Here is a 15,469-nt window from a genome sequence, read left to right as displayed (position 1 = left end):
GTTCAACCTCTCTGGCTCGGGGGCCGGTTCGGCGTGCGGGCGCGGCCGGCCGGAGCGGACGGGCACGGTGGCAGCGCTCGGGGCGTCGTGGCGCTCACGTGGCGCGCGGGTGCCGGCTGCGCGTGCGGGCGGCCCGGATCTCCGCGTCGAAGTCCGGGTACTGCCTCGCCGCCGACGGCAGCAGCGCGTTGCGGACGTCCATGGCCCGGGTGAGAACCCCCAGTTGCGCAGGAGACAGCACCCAAGGGCCCCGCTCGTCGGCGTCCAGGACGGACAGCAGGTCCTCGGCGGTGCCGACGTCCTCGGCCTGCCGGAACACCGGGTGTGTCCGGTTGACCCGCAGCGCGAGGCTCAGGCTGGCTCCCAGATGCGGGGCGTAGCAGCGCCGGTCGGGGGTGATCACCTGGTGGCCGTGGGGCACGGAGAGGATCTGGAGTACTCCCGCGAGCACGACGAGCCGTTCGTCGCTCTGGACGGGGAACGTCGACTCCGTCGCCGGGCTGCCGCAGGAGCGGCAGCGGTAGGTGCCAGGACTCTGGGGCTGGTAGCGGCCGCTGCGGCAGACATGGCAGAGGATCGGAACGGGCACGGTGCACCTCCGCGCGGTCGCCCCGGGGCCGGGGCGACCGCAGGCATGGGCGGTCAGGGCGTCATGCGGGTGACGCGGGAGGTCGGCAGGTGGACGCGCAGGACGTCAGCGTGCGCGGGCGGGTCGAGTGCCGCGAGCCGGTGGAGCGCTTCGGACAGCTTCGGGTCCGCGAAGTCCTCCTCGGCCTCCGCTGCTTCGCCGACCGGCACCATGCGCGCCGTGGTCTCGGTGTGCCTGAGGTCCGGCACATCCTCGGTGGGCGTGAGAGCCGCGATGAACGGGCTCCAGCCCACAAACATCCCGCTGCCCGTGCGCTGCTCCGTCGTCGTGAAGTATGCGGCCACGGCCTGCGGTCCGTCGCCCGGCTGCTCGTCGGCGAAGGCCCGGACGCGGGCGGCGACAACCTGCCGCCATCCCTGCTCCGCCGCCTGGTCGGCGACGGTGGCCAGCGTGTCCAGGGTCTTGGGCGGAAGATCGCGGAGCGCGGCGCGCATCAGGGGCGTGGTCGGCTCGGCCAGCAGCGCGGCCAGTTCCTCGTGTTTCATCGCCGGTGTCCTTCCGTGGCGTGGCGGCGAGGGGGTCCGTACGGCGGGGTGGTGGCCCCGCCGTACGGGGTGTTCCGCAGGACCAACAACATCAATAATAGTGTCTTTCGGGGTGAGGTGAACCCACCCCTGACCTGCGGTTTTACGGCCAGTCGTGCTCTCGGCGGGGCGGTAGCGGGAAGGTGCGCCGGGGGTCCATGCGTACGCAGCGTTCGCAGTAGGCCGTGACGCGGTTGGCGGTGCACTCGCCCCACTGGCACTCGAAGCGCTCGCGCGGCCCGCAGATCAGGCACCGCCACAGCGTGATCCCGTGCAGCTCGCACGGCTCGTAGCGCTTGCGCGCGGGCAGCAGCTCCAGGGCGGGGCGGGGCGGGGGCGTTCGAGGCGGGCGACGTCGGCGGCGGGGAAGGACTCGCTGCCGTCGCGTATCCAGCGGGGCGACAGCTGGGTGTACCGCTCGGGCGTGGTGTAGTACGGCTGACCGGCCGGGCTGAACACCATGGCCAGATGTCCGCCGGTGATCAGGGTCTCCAGCCGGTCTTGGCTGAACTCGCCGCGCAGGGACAGCATTTCGTCCTGGCGCAGGCTCCAGGCGTACCCGTACCGGCGCAGGATCCGGCGCTCGGTGGCGGCCGGGCCCGTCTGGGCGGCGTCGAGATCCTCGACGGCCTCGATCGCGGCCGTCGGGTTGGCGGTCAGCTCGCGTACCGCGTCCTCGGCGGCCGTGGCGGTGGGATGGCTGCCGAGGGTGTACCCGTGGAGCTGGTCCACGACCTGGTGGCGTCCGTCGTGCTCGGCGGCGGCGTACCGGTCGGGCCGTTGCGGCTGGGTGCGGCGTCGGGGCATGGCGGAACTCCATCTGCGCAAGGGGCGGGAGGTGGCGCTCGAGGCCGGCCGGGCGGCGGTCACCTCCTGGGCAGCGGCCTGTATGCGGAGAAGACGTAGTGGCCCAGCTCGCGCAGCATGCCGGCGGTGCCGTCCACGGCCGCGGGGTCGTGGTCGGCCTGGCGGGTGTACGCCTCGATCTCGCTGTTCCAGGCGAACCCCTGGGCGGCAAGGGACTGTTCGGTGACGGGCGTGAGGTCGTCAGAGGACTCGGGGGCGGCGACGAGTCCGTGGGCGGGGTCGGGTACGACGAGAAACACCGTGGCCTCCTTCCCTGTGGGCCGCCCGGGCGGGCGGCCCACAGGCGGGGTGGATGGGTGGTCAGCGGGTGACGGTGACGGTGTAGTCGGCGTCCAGGACGGCGAGCGCGGCACGGATGGACGCGCGGGTCTCCGCGCTCGGCACCGAGTAGGGGAAGTCCAGGGCGAGCACCGCGTCGTCCAGGTCGTCGTCGGTCATCGGCAGCGTGTATCCGCTGCGGTAGAGGGCGACGGCGGTCGCGGTGGCGACACGGACGCGGTTGTAGGCGATGGCCTCCCCGGCCGTGACGTCGATGCCCAGCGCTTCGCGCGCGGTGGGCGGCAGTTCCGCGATTCCGGCGGCGAACCGGCGGCCGGGAATGCGGATGCGTGCCGGTCGCAGGGCGCGGCGCAGCGTTCGAAGCATGGCAACTCCTGGGGCTGGAAGGGGGAAGGGGGTCGTCACCTGGTGAAAGAAGCGGGGGAGGCGACGGTGGCCTCCGGCTCACTATTAATAATAGTGTAAGTCAGGGGTGTGTAAACCCACCCCTGACCTGCACAAACGGGGAATCGGGCGAGCCCGTGCGCGGTACGTCAGAGCTGCGGGGCGTGCGCGGCCAGGGACTTCGGTGCCGCGCTGGTGTAGATGCCCTCCAGGCCCGACGGGGCGATCAGGCCCCAGGTGAAGGTGTCGGTGTCGGCGTAGAACTGCCCGCGCCGGGGGTGCGGCGGGGTAAAGGCGCGCAGGGCTCCGACGCCGTAGACCTCCAGCGTGCCGTCGAGCAGCGCGTCGCGCGGCTCCCCGGTTACCTCCGGTCCGTACTTATCGAACTGCTCGTCGCCGACGACGGCGAAGACTGGGCTGAGGTCGTCGTCGATGGGGCCGAACATGCTGCGCCAGTGGGCGAGGTCGGCCATGGCCTCCGCGCGGCTGGTGCGGGTGCTGCGGTAGCTCACACCGTCGCGGTGGTCGGCGAACTCGTCCGTGTCGTACAGCCACGCCTCGAACTGGTGCTCCGTGTACATCCCGATGCCGTTGTGGCGGCGGCGCAGGAACCCGAAGGGCTCGCCGTCGACCGTCACGGGGTGGCGTTCCGTGCAGAACTCGCAGGTGACGCCGACGTGGCGCAGGAAGCGTTGCAGGCGGGGGAAGCGGGCGAATCGGGTGGCGCAGTTGCAGCAGGTGTACACCTCCCAGCGGGAGGGGTCCGCGACCGTGTCGTGGTGGCACTGCGGGCACTGGTAGGCCTTGTTGCTGTACCAGTCGATGACCGGCGTCAAGTTCCCTTGCACGGCGAACTCCTGGGGTGGGAATCGGGGGGAGGGGGCGGGCCGTCGCCCCGGAGGGCGTGGTGTCGGCGTGGCGACGACCCGGGCTCACTATCTATAATAGTGTGAGCTGGGTTGGTGTGAACCCCCGTCTGACCTGCTGGTTTACGGTGTCGGCCGGGGCTTTCAGCGGTGGGCCGACGGCGGGAGGTCCGGTCCGAGGTCCGGCGGAACGCAGTAGTCGACGTCCGATTCCGGGGAAACGAGATCGCCGGTGTCAGCGTCCGTGCAGTACGCGTCGAAGACCTCGCCTGCGGTGAGGGGTTCGAACTCGCCCGTGCGCAGCCGCCAGCCGTAGACCCGGTCCGGGGAGCTCGGGGCGGAACTCCGCATGACCAGCCCGCCGGGACTCCGGGTCGCCAGACCGAGGGCGAGAACGGTGGTGAACTCGAGGGCCTCGGCCTCGTCGAGCTGACACGCGCCGTCCGGGTCCGTATCCGCGTGGAGAACGGCGACCAGGGTTTCCGGTGCAGCCGAGACGCTGCAGACGAGGTGCCGCTTGCCCGGCTGGGCCGCGTCGAGGATGCGAGCCAGCAGGCCCGATGCCCGGGCGAAGGCCGTCCGGCCGATGTCCTCGCCACAGGAGGCGCAGGCCCCGAGCCGGGCCAGGAGCGTGGAGGCGTACTCCCAGGTGGCCTGCCGGACGGCTTCGTCGACCAGGGCCGGGATCAGGTCGGCCAGGGGCTGGCCGTCGTACGGGATGGCCGGGCCCGTGGCGGCGAGTTGGGCAGTGAATCGGGCGCGGCTCGACGGACTGTCGGGGTCGAGGCCGGTGTCGGCACAGAAGTCGGCGTACTCCTCCGGGTCGAAGAGGGCAACCGTGGTGGGGGCACCCTGGGAGGCGCGGCTGCTGAGAAGGTCTTCGAACGCTTTCAGGTAGGTCTCGAAGTCGGCGAAGGCGAAGGTGCGGTAGTGCCGCATGGCGCGGAAATCGTGCTCGTCGGCGAGCAGGCCGATGGTGCCGGCTACTTCGCGGCGCAGCGCGCGCCGCATGGTGTGGTGGTCGGTGTGCGCCGTGTTGCCCGCCGCGTGCGACAGGCGCTCGGGGGACTGGGGTGCGTGGGTCACGTGCGCGCCTTTCTCGTGGGTGGGTTGAAGGGAACTGCTCGTGCCCAGCCGGGCGGCGGGAACTCGCGGCCTGCGCTGGCCGGTCGCCGGGGACGTCATGAGGTGGTGGTCCACAGCGGATAGCCGGACCGGATCTCGACGTGCCAGCCGCGTCCCTGGAATACAGGCGTGTACGGGTCGCCGCAGTGCTCGGTGACCATGGAGCTCACCGCTCGCGTGAACTCGTGGCCCGTGAGCTCGGAGGCGTTCTCGACCGTCGCGCACGGCTCGTCGGCCGTGATCGAGGGACCCATGCCGGTGGGCGGGTAGTTGTACCCGAACATCTGGCCGTCGGCGTTGATCGTGTGGAACATCCACTCGCACCGCTTCATGGGGGCCTTCCTGACGCAGGGGCGGCCTCTCCGCCTCACAATTTCAATAATAGTGTCTTTTGTGTGAGGGGGAACCCTCCCCTGACCTGCGGTTGCCCGGTCCGCTCGGGTCACCGTCCGTCGTGGGCGTCGGCAGGGCCGGGGCTCCAGTGCATTCCGTCGACGGCGAGTGAGGCATCCACGGGCACGGTCCCCAGAAAGTGAGGGTCGTTCGGTTCGTCGTCCTGGGCGTGGGCGTCGGTCCACTCGTCGGCGGCCTGCTCGGCACCGAGGGCGCGGAGCAGGCCGGTCAGAGCGTCGACTTCGGTGCATCCGAGGCTGGCGGCGACGTCGGACGTGATGACGGTGGTGCACCATGCGTCGGTGAACGCGTGGGCGACGTCGGCCGGGATGCTGACGGTGTCGGCCATCGTGTGCTCCCATGGGCGGTCAGGTGGGTGCGATGTGCCTGCCTGCGAGGGGATTTGAACCCCTGACCACCCACAAGTGGAGCCGCTCTACCGCTGAGCTACGCAGGCTTGGGGCCGCCGGTGCGACGGCCGGGTGACGGCGGGTCAGCGTCCGGCGATCTCGCGCAGCCGCTTCAAGGCGGTGGGCTCGTCGACGTACCAGAACGTCTCGCTGGGCCTCAGGCCGAGAGCCTTGGCGGCAACGTCACAGATCAGGCGGCGCTCCTCGCCTCGCTCCGCGTAGACGCTGGCGAGCGTCTCGTACTCGTCGCCGTCGTCGTCCGTGCCGGTGACCTCTGCCTGTTCCTCCTCGGGCAGGGATACGAGCGTCCAGCCGGTGAGGTGCGCCGTCCATCCGGCCGCGCACAGCAGGGAACCGCATACCGGAGCCTCCTCGGGGGCCAGTCGCAGGGCCTCGGCAAGAAATGCCCAGTGGTCCATGTGGAAGACGTCGGGCTGCGCCTCGATGGCATCCAGGACGGCAGCCGCCACGGTTGCGGGCGTCTCGGGCTTCGGGGTGACCTCGGTGTCGGTCATCACAACTCCAGTCATGGGGAACGGTGTTGGAGTAGTGCTGGCGGGACTCGAACCCGCGACCTCAGGACTTATAAGATCCGCGCTCTACCAACTGAGCTACAGCACCTTGGTGTTCGGTTATCGGGGCCGCGCCCCTCGGCCTGGTCGGGCGGGGCGCGGCCCTGCTCTGGGGGCCTGGCTGGGGGAGCCGTCTTGGCTGCCAGGTCGGTCGGGGGAGTGCCTGCGGAGGTAGCGCGGGAACCGGGGGCGTCAACCGCTCTCAACATCTAATAATAGTGTCTTCACGTTGAGAGGGAACCCACCCCTGACCTGCGCTTCTTACTCCTGTGACGCCTGGGCGAACGCGGCCAGCATGGCAATCACGGAGCTGGGGCGCCCGGACGCTTCGGCCTGCACCCCCTCACCGGAGGGGCCGACGAGCACGGTGACGCTGTCGACCTGGACGGGGCCGCGCTCGCCGGGCGGCCTGGTGTCGTGCTGCCAGATGATCCGGGTGCGCCGATACTGCTCGTCGATCCGGGCCCCGGGGAGTGCGCCGGCCACGGCTTCGGCGACGGCGCGGCGGCTGCTCTCCTCCGCCTCCTGCCGTGCCGCGATTTCGGCGGCCTGCTGCGCGGCCTCGGCGTGCAGGGGATACAGCCGCCGGGTGATCTCACGGGCCACGTGGCGGGCGCTGCGGGCTGTGACCCCGATCGACGGCGCGATCATCTTGGTCTCGTCCGGCAGTGCGGCGTGGATCTTCAAGCGGTCAGGGTGGCGGTCGTCGGGCTGGCACAGGCGCAGGGCGCGGCCGTCTCCGTCGACGATGAGCCGTCCCAAACCGCTCTCGTAGTCGGTGAGTTCGGCCGTACGGCAGTGCGTACCCAGCTCCCGCGCCACTTCGTCGGCGAACGCGTTGAACTGCTCCTGTGTGGTTAACTCGCGTGTCATGGCTCTCTGTTCACTCCTTCGGGTGGCTGGGGGGTGTGCTCGGCGCGGGGTTCCGCGCGCCCTGGCCGCGGATCTCGGCATCGCGGCGGGCGTCCTCGGCGGTGTAACCGGTGTCGCACCATGGGTGGCACAGCTGGCCTGGGGGTGCGCCGCACGTCTCGCACCGGTCCTCGAAGTCCTCCGGGCGCCATGGGCGCAACTGGCCGCTCACCCGGGGCTCTCCCGGATGCGGTCGGCCAGAGCGCGGGCGGACATGACAGGGCTCTGGTGGGGCGGGGCGGCACGGACGGCCCGCCACAGATTCGACGGCTGCCACGGGTCGAAGTCGATTCCGGCGACGGGCCGGATGGACCACTGGCAGCCGCGGGGGCCGGTGACGGTGTACGTCAGACGCCGTGGGGTGGCCCGGCGTCCGTTGTTCTCCCAGGAAAGGCCGGCGGCCGTGAGCGCGCTGCCCAGCTCGTTGCGGCGCGACCGGGTGATGTGCTCGAACTCGGCCGGGATCAGGTGGAAGTCGGCCATGTCGTGGCCCCGCCACTCCTCCTCGTGGCCGTCTTCACGGGTGACGACATACACGCAGGCCTGCTGCTGGAGGGGGCGGCCTCCCCACGTCCATACACGCTGGGAGCTGGTGATCTCCCACACTCCCTCAGGGCTGCGCAGCTGCTCACCCACCCGGAGCGGACGGGGCGGCTGGGTGTGGAAGCTGCGGGGGCCGGGCGTCAGACCGTTGTCCTTGAGATCGGCGCACTGCGAGCACATCCATGCGGTCTCGCCGTGAAGCCGGTGGATGGCCCAGCAGTCGGTGTAGCAGGTCGAGCACACGAACCGGCAGTCCGCAGAGGCGAGGACCGTTGCCATGTACGTCAAGCGGGGCATGCGGCTGATGACCATGCCGAAGTGGCGTCCGACGGACACGGTTTCTCCTTCCAGGGGGGGTGAGCGACGCGAGCGGCCTGCCGGACGGGTCAGGGTGCGGCGGTCCACAGAGGGAGGCCGGTGGTGGTGCGGGCGCTGATGCCGGGGCGCTCGGGCACCTCGCGGTAGTCGGACACCTTCACGTAGCCGCCCCGTTCGATGTCGAGGCGGACAGGGGCGCCCTCCCATTCCCACTGCTCGATGAGTTCCGCGGGGAGGTTCTCGACGTTGTCGGCCTCGACCTGTACGGCCCACGCGGTCAGCTCCTCGCCGTACTCCCGGTGCCACTCCTTCAGGACGGTGAAGAGGTGGGCGAAGTCGTCGACCAGGGCCAGGGCGCGCGCCTGGTCGGGGGCGGGGTCCTCGGCGTAGGTCGGTGCGTCGGGGCGGGTGCGCTCACCGAGGCTCATCAGCCAACGCATGATCGGGGCTCCTGTCTTCGGTGTCGGGTGGTCACGCGGCGGTACAGGCAGGAGCGTTGCCCATGTAGGCGGTGTCGATCTCGGCGGGCCACTCGCAGTCGACGCACGGGCGGCGCTCGCACCACCGCCAGTCGTGGCCGTGGGGGCAGCGGGGCGCCCGGTAGGTGACGTGCACGACGGCCGAGTACGTGAAGTGCGCGTGGTCGACCGGGTCGGCGTACTGGTGGCGGACGGAGTTGGAGTCGTCGAGGTGCTCGGTGACGGTGGAGACGGTGTCCTCGTGGCGTTTGTTGTCGAGGTCGGTGGTGATGTAGCGGTCGCCGGTGTCGAGGGTGCGGGCGTACTGCCAGCCGGTGGTCAGTGCCATCTCGGGATCCTCCGTGGGCAAGTGCCCTTGCGGTCACGGGTGGTGGTGAGGGGCGGTCAGCGGCGCCTGGACGGCTCGGGTTTGCGGTAGCGGTAGAGGAGGCGGGCGGCCCATTCGCGGCTGGTGAAGCCGGGGATGCCGCCGCCTTGTGAGGTTGCCTCCCGTCGCGCCTCCCTCAGCTCTCCGTCGGAGCCGGGTTGGCCCGGATCACTGCCGTGATGGCCTTGAGGGACGGGGTGTCGTGCTGACCCCTGCGGTCCGGCGTGACGCACAGCCCGGACCGGGTCCGGCGCGCGACACCTGAAGCGACGAAATAGGGCAGGTCGTACTGCCACTTTCGGCCCCCCGTCGGCCGGTCGACCTACACGGAGGTTCAGGAGGAAACCCCCGTCAAGGGGCGCCCACGCCTGCTGTGTCTGCCAGCCGTGGGCCTCCGCGAGCGCGAACAGGACAGCAACCGGCTTCGGTAGGGCGTAGCCCTCGGGAGCCGTATCCGTGATGCCTGCCTCTAGCCGGCCCTGTGTGACATCACGGACGTGCCGCTCGGCCGGAGTCAGAAAGCTGTCGCGCTCCAGGGCGGCGGCCAGGGTGACGGTCCGTCCGCTGTAGCGGCAGGTGATCCCGACGCCGTACGCGTCACGGATAACCGCACGCCGCGTGCCGTTCATGTCCCACGTCGACCTCGGCTCGTGCGTGGTCAGGACGCCGTTGCGGACGCTCGTCGTATTGCCGCACGGGCACACCGTCTCCACGGTACGCAGCAGGGCGTACCACACGTTCGGCAGGAGGATCGTGGGATCGTGCTTCTCCCCAGTGGCGAGCTGTTCGAGCATGGTCGGCACGATGTTCTCCTCAGTCCCTGGTCTCGATCAGTTCGGGGGCTGTCACGCCCCCCTGCCATTTCTAATAATAGTGTCTTTTGGGATGGTGTGAACCCGCCCCTGACCTGCGCTTTCCTCCGTCTGTCAGGGGGTGCCGACCAGGGCCGGGCGGCGGCCGCGCGGGCGCCTGCGCTGCTGGGCACGCAGGGAGTCGGCTTCCTCCTGGGCGCGGCGGGCGCGCTCGTGCTCCTCGGCGGCCGCGCTGACGCAGTAGGGGGCCCACCACTGCAACCCCCTGATCTTCTGGGTCAGTGAGTCGGGGCGGTCGGCCAGCATCAGCAGCAGGACCGGGTCCGGGGAGAAGGAGAGCCACCGTGCGGCGGTCCGCCATGCGGCCTCGGCGGCCTTCCGCTCCGGGAGCGCGGTACGGGCCTCGCGCTCCAGGCGGACGGCTTCGGCCTGGTGGTGGGAGGCGGACCAGGTGAGGAAGCGCAGCAGGCCGGGGGTGTCACGCTGCCGTGAGGCCTCCAGGATTGCGGGCAGGTCGGCGCGCTGCGCGACGTGCTCGGCGCAGCCGCGCAGGACGGCGGTGAGTACCGCGGCCGTCTTCTCCGACGGCGGGTGATCAGCGGCGGAACTCATCGGATACACCGACTCCGCGGGGCGGTTGGCGTAGCGGTAGAGGGTGAGGCTGCCCCGGTAGCCGGTGCGGCTGCTGGCGAGCCGCGGGAGGTCCTCGTCGGGGGCGGTGGTCTTGAAGGCGTTCACGGGGCCGAGACAGGCGCGGACGGCGGTGAACTGGTCCCAGTGGTGGGGGTCGGTGGTGCCGGTGACGTGCACGCTGCCGCGCATCGCCCCGCCCAGCTCGAACACGACGGCGTCGTCCTCGCGGGGGCCGGCGGTGGCGCGCACGGGGCCGGCGGGCGTGTCGATGGTCAGGATCGGACTGGTCATGGGCTGCGACTCCTCGGGACTCGACTGGGTGGGCTGAGGGGGCGTGCCGCCCCGCACTCGCCGAAGGGGAGGGTGCGGGCGCGGGGCGGCAGTCGGCCAGTGGCGCGCTGGCCGGGGCGGCCGTCCACGCCCCCGTACCGGGGGAGGGGCGTGGACGGCGTCTGCGGGGGTTACTCCTTCGGCGGCTTGTGTCGGCGGAGGTTGCCCCGGTCGGTCAGGCTGGGGCGGCGGCCACAGGGACAGTCCGCGTAGCGGCGGCCGTGCATCTTGAAGAACTTCCCGCCGAGTGCATGGCCGTTGACCTGCTCGATCGTGCCGGAAACCGGCTTGGTGTTGGTGCAGTAGCCGTCCGGCGTGACGGCGGGCTTGTCGCTCATGAGCGCTCCTCGGCGGTCCCGTGGGGGCGGTGCAGGACGGGGGCGTGACAGACCACGTGCGGCGCGGCGTCGTCTGCGGGGAGGGACGTGGCGGCCTTGTGGAGTTCGGCCGTGTCCATGGGGTGCAGCCATCCGGCCCGTACCTCCCACCCGCACGTGCGTATGCCTGCGTCGGCGGTCGTGGCGACCAGGACGGCGTCACGCACGGTGCTGTTCTCCAGCGCGAACGTCAGCAGTACGAAGAACTGCACGTACTCCTCGGCGGAGTGCTCCACGCGACACGATCCCGGCTCGACGGTCACGTACAGGTCGGCGCTCACCTCCGTGCCGTCCGTGCGCTCGGCGTTGATGTGCAGCTCGTGGCTCCCCTCACCGATGGCCGGGAACAACGCGGTCAGCGCGTGCAGGGCGCGGCCCATGGCGGACGCCGTGGCGGCGTTGTCGGGCCGGGGGAGCTCCGGTTCAGGCATGCGGGGCCTCCTCGTCGGAGTCGGGGAGCTGGATGAGAACGGGGGCGGGGTAGACCTCGCGCTCTACGGCGGCGACGTCGGGGCACGGAATGACGGCGGCCTGGAGGCCGTCCGTGTCCATGGGGTGGAGCCACCCGTCACGCACGGACCAGCCGCACGCGCGGGGGTTGGGCTCTGCGGCCGTGGTGGCGATCAGGACGGCGCTGCGCATCGTGCTGCCCTCCAGCGCGAACACCAGCAGCATGCGCAGGGCGCAGAACTCGTCTTCGTCCAGGACGGCCAGGCGCAGCGGCTCCATGCCGATCGAGAGATCGGTTCGGCCCGTGACGAACGCGTTGTCGGTCCGCTCGGCCACGAGGTTCAGCGTGTGCTCACCGTCTCCGAGTGCCTGGAACACGGCGGAAAGGGCGGTCAGGGTGCGGTTCATGGCGGCCGCGATGGCGTCGTCTCCGGGGTGGGTGATCTCCGGGCGTGCAGACAAGAGGACTCCTCACGGGGCGGGGCGGGGCGGTGGGCGGTGGGCGACGGAGGCCGGCCGCACTGCGCCCCTGGGCACAACGGGCTTCTTGTGGGCGCGCGGGCGGCTCCGCCGACGCGTCGCGCTGCCGCTACGCGGCAGGGCCCGGGCGGGCGCGCTCCGCGCTCCCTGCGGGGCTGGGTCGCGCGCTCCGCGCTCTGGGACGGTCGGGCCCGTGCGGGCCGGGCTGGGGGAGTTGCCCGGCCCGCACGGGGGTCTGTCAGCCGTGCGCGGCGGCGGCCGTGAGGGCGGGAACCGCGAGCGCTTCCAGGGCGGCGGCCTGGTCGGCGTCGGTGAGGGTCTGCGCGGTCGACGTGACAGCCTGCATCACGCCCCCGGCCGTCATCTGCCCACCCCGGATGAAGTGGGAAAGGATCCGGTCCTTCGTCTCCGTGCCGATGCTGAGCGACTTGGTGACGTGCTCGATGGTCTTCGTCGGCTCGTCCAGCGTCTTCCCGGCGGCGGCCTCCATCTCGTACACCTTGGCCTCGACGTACTCCCGTGACAGGAAGGTGCGCACGGCGTCGGTGGTCTTGGAGGTGATCAGCTCCAGCGTCTTGCGCTGGGTGTGGCCGGACCAGTTCACAACGCCCTCGTCCTGCTTGCCTCCGAGGTGGACGGCGCGCATGACGTCCTTGGTCTGGGTCAGGCCGTTGCGGCAGACCTGGATGACGGCGCGCGGGGTGATGGTGTACGCCCCCGCGCCAACCTCGCTGTTGGTGATGACGAACCCTGCGGAGATCATCGGGAGTTCGTCACCGCTGCGGCCGTCGAACGGGGAGCGGTAGCCGCGCAGCAGGTTGCGGGCCTGGATCGCGACCGCTTCGGACTCGACGCGCACGTACATGCGCCGGTCGGTGAGGTCGCACCCCGTGATGCGGGTCGGGTGCCCGGACTTCTCCACCCCGTCCAGGGCGGCCAGCAGCATGTCAAGGTTGTCCATCAGCTTGTAGCTGTCGGACAGCAGCGCGCGGGCCACGCCCTCGCCGGGCATGCCGGGGCCGTTCTCGCTCCGGAACGCGCGGAGCAGGAAACGGCGCTCCGGGCCCTCACGGAGCCACGCGTTGACGTTCTCGTCCAGCAGCGGGACGTTTTCCGCGCGCATGCGGCGCAGGTAGGCCAGCGGGATGCGGAGCTTGTCAGAGATCCCCTCGTCGGCAACGACGGTGGGGCGGTAGATGCCGTCAACGACGGTCACACCGCTGGTCGTGAGCTGGGACTCGACGCCTTCGACGTGCACGTTTCCCTCACGCATCCGCAGCGCGGACGCGGGGGCGATGACGTCCAGCTTCCGGCGCTGTCCGTCCTCCAGGATGCGGACCAGGTCGGACGCGTCGGCGTTGCGGGCACCGGTGGGGGCTACGTTCGTAGCGCGCTCGGCGAACTGCTGAGTCATGCGGTTTCCCCTTCGTGTTGGTCTCTGCGGGTCGGGGGGCGGAGCCACCGCCCCCCGAACAATTTCAATAATAGTGTGTTTCAGGGGTGAGTGAACCCACCCCTGACCAGCACACTTAGACCAACGGCGCGCGGAACTCGGGGAGCGGCGTCACGCTCTGCCCCCGCACGTTCGTGACGGCGGGCACCGGAATGCGGCCGATCACCTCGCACAGGTCGTAGCGGACTTCGTGCGCTCCGCCGACCGGCCCGGCCTCCGCCTTGATCGCCTGCACCCAGTAGTCCCCGTGACGCCGTGTCACGCTGCCGTGATACCTGACCTTCTGCCACAGGACCGGCCCGGAGTCCTGCGGGTCAAGGATGCGCGCCAGTGAGAGCGCAAGCTGATTCGCCACCCGCTCAGACAGCAGTAGGCCCAGGAACGCGCGGTCAACCGTCGCCTCATCGACCGGCACGTCAGCCATGGCCGGGCCCGTGTGGCCGGTGCGTACACCCATGGCCCAACCCAACTCGAAGAACGACCGGACAACGTCCAGTTGCTCGGGAGACACCCTCTGGGCGTCCGGGTCCCTCTCGCTGCGCGCCAACTCGGCCAGCGCGTAACGGGCCTGCTCCTTCTCGGCGTCCGTGAGCGGCGCTCCGATTTCCCGGGCCTGCCCTGCAATCCGCGTGTTCTCCATGGTGCCCTTCTCCTTTCGTGATGCCGGGTGGAAGGGGGCACCCCCGGCCGGGGGTGCCCCCGCGCGGATTACCTCAGGAACCCGTTCGACCGGAGGAATTCGGCCGTGATGAGCGCGATTCCGTGGGGCTTGTAGATCTGCGGGAATCGCCGCAATTCAACTTCCATGCGCCCCGACTTGTCCGGGTCGATGAATTCCTGAACGAGACGGTACGGCTCCTCGCCCGTGGGCATTTCCAGCACGACCGGACCGGCGGCCTTGGTCTCGAACCGAATTCCGGTGTAGGTCCGGTCTGCGTTGTGCACGATCTTCACCCCTGCTCGCGCGCACAGCAGCGGCAGGAAGTTCGCGATCGTGCGGGCCCGAACTGCAAGCTCGGTCATGGGTGCGTCTGCGCCACGTACTCCGCGCACGATCCCGTCAGTGATCGTCAGTTCCACGTTCTTCCCCTTCGTTGGTCCCTTGCGGTTCCCGGGGGTCGCCTCCCCCAGGATTTCAAATAATAGTGTGTGTTCCGCTCGGATGGAACCCCCGTTGCGCTACGGGTTGCGCTAGATGTTGCGCCACGGTGTTGCGGTAGAGGTTGCGCTAGACGTTGCGCGGCCTCCTGGGCCGTCTCCGCGTCACCCCTGCTCACCCCAACAATCCAGCCTGGTACGCCTGCTGACATCCCCTCTGCGGCCGCTGCTCCCTGCCCAAGTAGAAGAAGAGAAGGGGTGGGGGCGGGGCGTGGTCGGCGCGGCGGCATCGGGGATCGGGCGCGGCTCTCTCCTGTTGCGCGTCGGCTCCGCCTCCGCGCGCTGGGGGCCGTGGGGGGTCGCTGGTGCTGGCGACTCGGGCTGAGCTGGGGATGACCGACAGACGGAATTCACACGGCGATTGATAGAGTTTCAATTCACCGCGCACGGCGCAGATTTCGAGGCTGGGACCGAGAAACCTAAATGGGATGCGGGGTGGCGTGTCTCGCGTTCAGGGCCCTGGGGGCCGTTCGGCTTCGGTGCCTCCGTTCGCTGTATTCCGGGGTTCTGAATTCGGGGGTTCTGTTCTGTGGCCGGGGTATTCGACTCCTGTAATTCGGAATTCTGCGTGTGGTTTTTCTGCGGGGTTGGGGGTGGTGTGCGCTGCCCCCAATCACTACACAGTGCCTGCGTATGATGCATCTCGGGCGCGCCGGTTGCTGTGTCGGGTTGATGCTTCGTCATGCTGCATCGGTGGCGGTAGGTTGGGGCGTAGGTTTGTCAGGGTATTGGTGAGGGTGACGGTAGAGGGTGGGGGAGTTGGGGAATCGGTTCGGGTGGAGCGTAGCGGAGCCCGTCACCGTGTCGGGGGCGTGAGGGTCCGGGTTGGATGGTTCGTCAACTGTCTGGGGGTGGTGGTCTGGAATCCCAATCGCTACACAGTGCGGCACGTGATGCACTCGCCCCTTGCTGCCAGCTTCGGCACCCGCGCTTGCGCGGGTGCCTCCAATTCCCGCTTGCGGGAATTGCATTGCGGTTTGAATTCCGTTTACGGAATTCAATTCCCGCGCTTGCGCGGGAATTTGGCGGAGCGTCAGCGGAGCTTTTCGCTTTGCAGCGGCTTGCCGCTGCAATACCCGCTCCGCGGG

Annotated in this window: 23 protein-coding genes and 2 tRNA genes; 1 reads left to right on the top strand and 24 read right to left on the bottom strand. The window is 70.1% G+C overall.

Annotation, left to right across the window (positions count from 1 at the left end; genetic code table 11):
• Positions 1 to 94: 94 nt before the first annotated feature.
• The 24 genes from ACGFYH_RS19900 to ACGFYH_RS19785 form a co-directional block, all read right to left on the bottom strand.
• Positions 95 to 589 carry a hypothetical protein gene (locus tag ACGFYH_RS19900; RefSeq protein ID WP_393804448.1) on the bottom strand — a complete coding sequence of 165 codons (495 nt, stop codon included), beginning with the start codon at positions 587 to 589 and terminating at the stop codon, positions 95 to 97.
• Between the two features lie 53 nt (positions 590 to 642).
• Positions 643 to 1,134, bottom strand: coding sequence for a hypothetical protein (locus ACGFYH_RS19895; protein WP_393804447.1), 492 nt, complete (start codon positions 1,132 to 1,134; stop codon positions 643 to 645).
• A gap of 285 nt (positions 1,135 to 1,419) precedes the next feature.
• Positions 1,420 to 1,980: a hypothetical protein gene (locus ACGFYH_RS19890; RefSeq protein ID WP_393804446.1), complete on the bottom strand. Its 561-nt coding sequence runs from the start codon at positions 1,978 to 1,980 to the stop codon at positions 1,420 to 1,422.
• 59 nt (positions 1,981 to 2,039) lie between these two features.
• Positions 2,040 to 2,279 carry a hypothetical protein gene (locus ACGFYH_RS19885; RefSeq protein ID WP_210549075.1) on the bottom strand — a complete coding sequence of 80 codons (240 nt, stop codon included), beginning with the start codon at positions 2,277 to 2,279 and terminating at the stop codon, positions 2,040 to 2,042.
• 61 nt (positions 2,280 to 2,340) lie between these two features.
• Positions 2,341 to 2,685, bottom strand: coding sequence for a hypothetical protein (locus ACGFYH_RS19880; RefSeq protein ID WP_393804445.1), 345 nt, complete (start codon positions 2,683 to 2,685; stop codon positions 2,341 to 2,343).
• 167 nt (positions 2,686 to 2,852) lie between these two features.
• Positions 2,853 to 3,551 carry a hypothetical protein gene (locus ACGFYH_RS19875; protein WP_393804444.1) on the bottom strand — a complete coding sequence of 233 codons (699 nt, stop codon included), beginning with the start codon at positions 3,549 to 3,551 and terminating at the stop codon, positions 2,853 to 2,855.
• Between the two features lie 162 nt (positions 3,552 to 3,713).
• The gene (locus ACGFYH_RS19870; RefSeq protein WP_393804617.1) at positions 3,714 to 4,580 is read right to left on the bottom strand and encodes a hypothetical protein; all 867 of its coding nucleotides are present in this window, start codon (positions 4,578 to 4,580) and stop codon (positions 3,714 to 3,716) included.
• A 170-nt stretch (positions 4,581 to 4,750) separates the two neighbouring features.
• Positions 4,751 to 5,026 carry a hypothetical protein gene (locus ACGFYH_RS19865; protein WP_210549068.1) on the bottom strand — a complete coding sequence of 92 codons (276 nt, stop codon included), beginning with the start codon at positions 5,024 to 5,026 and terminating at the stop codon, positions 4,751 to 4,753.
• A 110-nt stretch (positions 5,027 to 5,136) separates the two neighbouring features.
• The gene (locus ACGFYH_RS19860) at positions 5,137 to 5,436 is read right to left on the bottom strand and encodes a hypothetical protein (protein ID WP_393804443.1); all 300 of its coding nucleotides are present in this window, start codon (positions 5,434 to 5,436) and stop codon (positions 5,137 to 5,139) included.
• A 39-nt stretch (positions 5,437 to 5,475) separates the two neighbouring features.
• Positions 5,476 to 5,544 (bottom strand) — tRNA-OTHER (locus ACGFYH_RS19855).
• Positions 5,545 to 5,580: 36 nt separating this feature from the next.
• A complete protein-coding gene (locus ACGFYH_RS19850; protein ID WP_393804442.1) occupies positions 5,581 to 6,012 on the bottom strand; it encodes a hypothetical protein in 432 nt (143 codons plus the stop codon).
• A 32-nt stretch (positions 6,013 to 6,044) separates the two neighbouring features.
• Positions 6,045 to 6,118: transfer RNA gene (locus tag ACGFYH_RS19845), tRNA-Ile, on the bottom strand.
• A gap of 212 nt (positions 6,119 to 6,330) precedes the next feature.
• A complete protein-coding gene (locus ACGFYH_RS19840; RefSeq protein ID WP_393804441.1) occupies positions 6,331 to 6,942 on the bottom strand; it encodes a hypothetical protein in 612 nt (203 codons plus the stop codon).
• Positions 6,943 to 7,149: 207 nt separating this feature from the next.
• Positions 7,150 to 7,860: a hypothetical protein gene (locus tag ACGFYH_RS19835; RefSeq protein ID WP_393804440.1), complete on the bottom strand. Its 711-nt coding sequence runs from the start codon at positions 7,858 to 7,860 to the stop codon at positions 7,150 to 7,152.
• 50 nt (positions 7,861 to 7,910) lie between these two features.
• A complete protein-coding gene (locus ACGFYH_RS19830; RefSeq protein ID WP_393804439.1) occupies positions 7,911 to 8,282 on the bottom strand; it encodes a hypothetical protein in 372 nt (123 codons plus the stop codon).
• A gap of 31 nt (positions 8,283 to 8,313) precedes the next feature.
• Positions 8,314 to 8,649, bottom strand: a complete 336-nt coding sequence (locus ACGFYH_RS19825) for a hypothetical protein (RefSeq protein WP_393804438.1) — start codon at positions 8,647 to 8,649, stop codon at positions 8,314 to 8,316.
• 56 nt (positions 8,650 to 8,705) lie between these two features.
• Entirely contained in the window at positions 8,706 to 9,491 is a 786-nt protein-coding gene (locus tag ACGFYH_RS19820; RefSeq protein ID WP_393804437.1) for a hypothetical protein, read from the bottom strand.
• A gap of 123 nt (positions 9,492 to 9,614) precedes the next feature.
• The gene (locus tag ACGFYH_RS19815) at positions 9,615 to 10,424 is read right to left on the bottom strand and encodes a hypothetical protein (RefSeq protein ID WP_393804436.1); all 810 of its coding nucleotides are present in this window, start codon (positions 10,422 to 10,424) and stop codon (positions 9,615 to 9,617) included.
• Between the two features lie 170 nt (positions 10,425 to 10,594).
• Positions 10,595 to 10,801 (bottom strand): hypothetical protein, encoded by a 207-nt coding sequence (locus ACGFYH_RS19810; RefSeq protein ID WP_393804435.1) that lies wholly within the window; start codon positions 10,799 to 10,801, stop codon positions 10,595 to 10,597.
• Positions 10,798 to 11,271: a hypothetical protein gene (locus tag ACGFYH_RS19805; RefSeq protein ID WP_319710352.1), complete on the bottom strand. Its 474-nt coding sequence runs from the start codon at positions 11,269 to 11,271 to the stop codon at positions 10,798 to 10,800. The genes ACGFYH_RS19810 and ACGFYH_RS19805 overlap by 4 nt, the downstream gene beginning before the upstream one ends.
• A complete protein-coding gene (locus ACGFYH_RS19800) occupies positions 11,264 to 11,752 on the bottom strand; it encodes a hypothetical protein (protein WP_393804434.1) in 489 nt (162 codons plus the stop codon). Before ACGFYH_RS19800 ends, ACGFYH_RS19805 begins: the two co-directional genes overlap by 8 nt.
• A 256-nt stretch (positions 11,753 to 12,008) precedes the next feature.
• Positions 12,009 to 13,184: a DUF932 domain-containing protein gene (locus tag ACGFYH_RS19795; protein WP_393804433.1), complete on the bottom strand. Its 1,176-nt coding sequence runs from the start codon at positions 13,182 to 13,184 to the stop codon at positions 12,009 to 12,011.
• A gap of 115 nt (positions 13,185 to 13,299) precedes the next feature.
• Positions 13,300 to 13,863, bottom strand: a complete 564-nt coding sequence (locus ACGFYH_RS19790) for a hypothetical protein (RefSeq protein ID WP_393804432.1) — start codon at positions 13,861 to 13,863, stop codon at positions 13,300 to 13,302.
• Between the two features lie 68 nt (positions 13,864 to 13,931).
• Positions 13,932 to 14,303, bottom strand: coding sequence for a hypothetical protein (locus tag ACGFYH_RS19785; RefSeq protein ID WP_216586686.1), 372 nt, complete (start codon positions 14,301 to 14,303; stop codon positions 13,932 to 13,934).
• A gap of 968 nt (positions 14,304 to 15,271) precedes the next feature.
• Between ACGFYH_RS19785 and ACGFYH_RS19780 the strand changes: the two genes are divergently transcribed.
• Positions 15,272 to 15,469, top strand: a 198-nt coding sequence (locus ACGFYH_RS19780) for a hypothetical protein (RefSeq protein ID WP_393804431.1), incomplete at its 3' end; no start/stop codon positions are given.

The sequence above is a fragment of the Streptomyces sp. NPDC048392 genome (assembly GCF_043200575.1).
Taxonomy (GTDB): domain Bacteria; phylum Actinomycetota; class Actinomycetes; order Streptomycetales; family Streptomycetaceae; genus Streptomyces.
Note: the sequence above shows the minus strand (reverse complement) of the source record. Positions and strands in the feature narration are given on the sequence as shown.